We start from the raw sequence: 3,062 nt of genomic DNA, 5'->3' as shown, positions 1-3,062 counted from the left end.
ACACGACCGTGAATGTCCAGACAACGCTGGATGTGGATCGCCGCATTGACTGACTGATCGGTTGCCAAACAGATAGTGTGACCTTTAGGCCGGGCTCGTCCCGGCCTTTTCTTTTCGCAGACTGCGCCGATCGGCAGAATATTTTTTAAAGTTATGCTGACCAAGGTTGGATCGGTACCATCGAACGAGAAGAACCAAATGCCGAGCGGGCAAGCTTACCGCTCTACCAAATACCATCTCAGCCGTTATGCACTCGGTCAGAACGGATTGATCCAGATCGTTTCGAGTTCACTGATGTTCCCACATCCATGCGTGGAGACTGAGAAGGGTATCACAGATCTAGCTGGCCATTTTCCACTTCGAGGATGGTTTTGGCAGGACGCAAGACAGCCCCGGACCTTCGGAGGTCCGGGGCTGTCTTGCGCCAGCAAAATCCTACTTCGTCCTACGGCTTGATCGGGAAGCCGTTAATGTTGCGAGCCATGTCGAAGAGATTGCCCGTGTTGGCCGGGCAGTTCGCCGAGCCATAACCCGCTGCTCCCGTCGCTTTCAGAATCCGCAGACGGTCGGCGATGCGGCCGTCGGCCTTGTACACGCCATCCCTGTGTCCATCCGGGATCAGCAGCTCGGGATGATCGAAGGGGGCGCGTGAGCACCGGACCCGCTCGTCGGTCAGCGACTGCATGAAGGCAACCAGGGCGTCCTGCTCGGTCAGGGTCAGGCCCAAAGGTGTGACGTCGGGGGACTTGTTGATGTTGTTGAAGTCTCCACCACGATTATAGAACGCCATCACCTGCTGCAGGGTAGCCTGACCGCCGTTGTGGAAGTAGGGCGGCGACAGGGCGACGTTCCGCAGCGTTGGGGTTTTGAAGGCGCCCATGACGGCCAGCCTCTCGTCCTTCAGGTTGACGCCTGGCGGTACCGCGTTGCCGCCGCAGGCAATTGTATCCTGGCCGGGAAACGGGACCTCGAAGTCGCAAGGGTTGATCAGGTAGGAGTCGGCCTTGCGTCCGTTGATCCACTGGCGCGAGTATGACAGCGGAGCACCCCAGGGATCGATGCCGCCGACGCCCAGATCCTCCTGCACCGGACGGACACCGATGTTGTAGAACCCGTTGTCGTAAAGCGAGGGATTGCCGTCACTCATCGGCATGCGCTCGACCAGCTTGGGCTGCTTGCCCGGACTGGATACATGGGCGGCCTTGGACATCAGCGGGCCGTCGTGGCAGGCGATGCACTTGCCTTTGCCCTCGAAGATCGCTTTGCCCTGCTGCTGCTGGGCGGTGAGCTGACCGCGGTCGAACGGACTGTCGTCCGAGACCAGAGTCGCTTCGTACAGCATCACAGTAAGGCCGAAGAATAGCGGAAAGTTCAGCTCCATCTGGGTGTAGCCTGCAGGATCCTTGACCAGGCTTACCGAATTGTCAGCGTTGGTTACGAACTTGAACTTGTCCGGAGATCCCCAGAAACGCTTGGCGAAGGCGTTCCTGATCATATCGCCATAAGTGAACTTCAATCCGATCATGGAGGCGCTGACCATATCGCCCAGCGGACCGCCCGCGCCGAACAGACTGTCCGAGGTGCTGACCGTCTGAAGCTTGAGTGCCTGCTGGGCCATCATCTTACGCCCGATATCGGCAAATGCGCGGGCGGTGCACGACATTTCGAAATCGCTGAGCAGCGGACCCACCGCCTGGGAAGCGGCACTGGCATTCTCCAATCGGACATTCTGGAGCGCCACGCTGCCATCCGCCTTCAGCACGACGAGCCGCGAGGCCTTGTCGTTGCGGATGTCCCGTAGGCCGAACACGCCGGTACCGCTGAACATGTTGTTCGCCCGACCGTCCCAGAAGTTCCGATGATAGAACACGGCGTTGATGACGGTTGGCGAGTTGCGCGGCTCAACCTTGCGCGTGCCGTGGCCGAGGATGTTGAAAACCTCGTCCACAGTCCTCCTGCAGCGGTCCGTGTTGGTCGCGCGCGGCTGCTGCTTCGGACGCTCGATCGTGCCGACGTAATCGCCCGCGAAAGTACCCGCCGACGCGGAGACGTCGTTGGTGTCAAACAGAACGCGGCTCTTCGCGTTATTCGGATCCAGCAACTTACGGAACGGGAAGTCATCAGGCTTCAGGGTGATGTTGGGGCCGGCCTTCTGTCCCGATGCCGTCAGCCCCGTACCGGCGGTGGAACCCCACATCTTGTCGCCGGCGTTCAATCCCGGGTTCAGCTGGTTGGTGACACGGGGGTCCGCCCCGGCGCGGAAATGGCAGCTGGCGCAGGCCACGGTGTCGCTGCCGATCTGCTGATCCCAGAACAGCGCTTTCCCGGCCGCTTTGGCCCAATCCTTGTTCCTGACGATGCCGGTCAGGTCTGGCAGCGGCGGCGCCTTGCCTTTCAGCGACTCCAGGGGGCGGTCATCCGGCTCATTGACGTCGATCACCTCATCCTCGGGATCAGTGTCCTCGATGTTGTCGATGATCTCGACTTCCCCGCCCAACTCCGGATCCGCCGGTATCGTCTGGGCAACGCTCAGCGACGACCACATCGCCGTGACAGTCACCGCTGTGAGGAGGCATGTCGAGGTGGATAGAAGCCAGTGGCGTAGACCGAGCCGCATAGGAAATGTTCTCCCGGAACCTGTTCGATGGGTGCGCCTGTGCCCGTTAACCAAGCCAGAGGACCGCGTTCAGGGAGATGACGTGTGGGGAGCGACTTTATTGCCGGGAATTTTTCCGATAACAGGATTTTTTCGACAGCTGATGCCTATGACTTGCCTGGCCCTGAGCGAATAGCCGGAAACGTCACCGCAAGATTGATTATTCGCCTGGTTATGCAAGGAAAGGGATGCCAGCGGGATGAATACTCAAGAAATATCCCGCTCACTACGCAAATTTCAACTTCATCGGGATGGTTTTCTATCCAGCAGAGGGTGAGCAGCATCACTTGGAGTTTGCCACCGCCAGGACTTCGAGCACCATCTGCATATCTACCTCGGTGGGTCCGCTGGGAACTTCACCGCGATAAGTGGAAGCCGAAACGTTCAGGTTGCTGATGGCCAGGGC

At 59.4% G+C, this 3,062-nt stretch carries 1 protein-coding gene; it reads right to left on the bottom strand.

The genetic code is table 11. From position 1 onward, the window contains the following. Nucleotides 1-445 precede the first annotated feature (445 nt). Nucleotides 446-2,617, bottom strand: a complete 2,172-nt coding sequence (locus AC5JJ6_RS06445) for a cytochrome-c peroxidase (RefSeq protein ID WP_496041247.1) — start codon at nucleotides 2,615-2,617, stop codon at nucleotides 446-448. Nucleotides 2,618-3,062 lie beyond the last annotated feature (445 nt).

It is taken from the genome of Skermanella sp. (assembly GCF_059503625.1).
Note: the sequence above shows the minus strand (reverse complement) of the source record. Positions and strands in the feature narration are given on the sequence as shown.

Bases quoted from the DNA above. Each gene is read 5' to 3' on its own strand.
- AC5JJ6_RS06445 (WP_496041247.1), bottom strand. From the start codon at position 2,617: ATGCGGCTCGGTCTACGCCACTGGCTTCTATCCACCTCGACATGCCTC.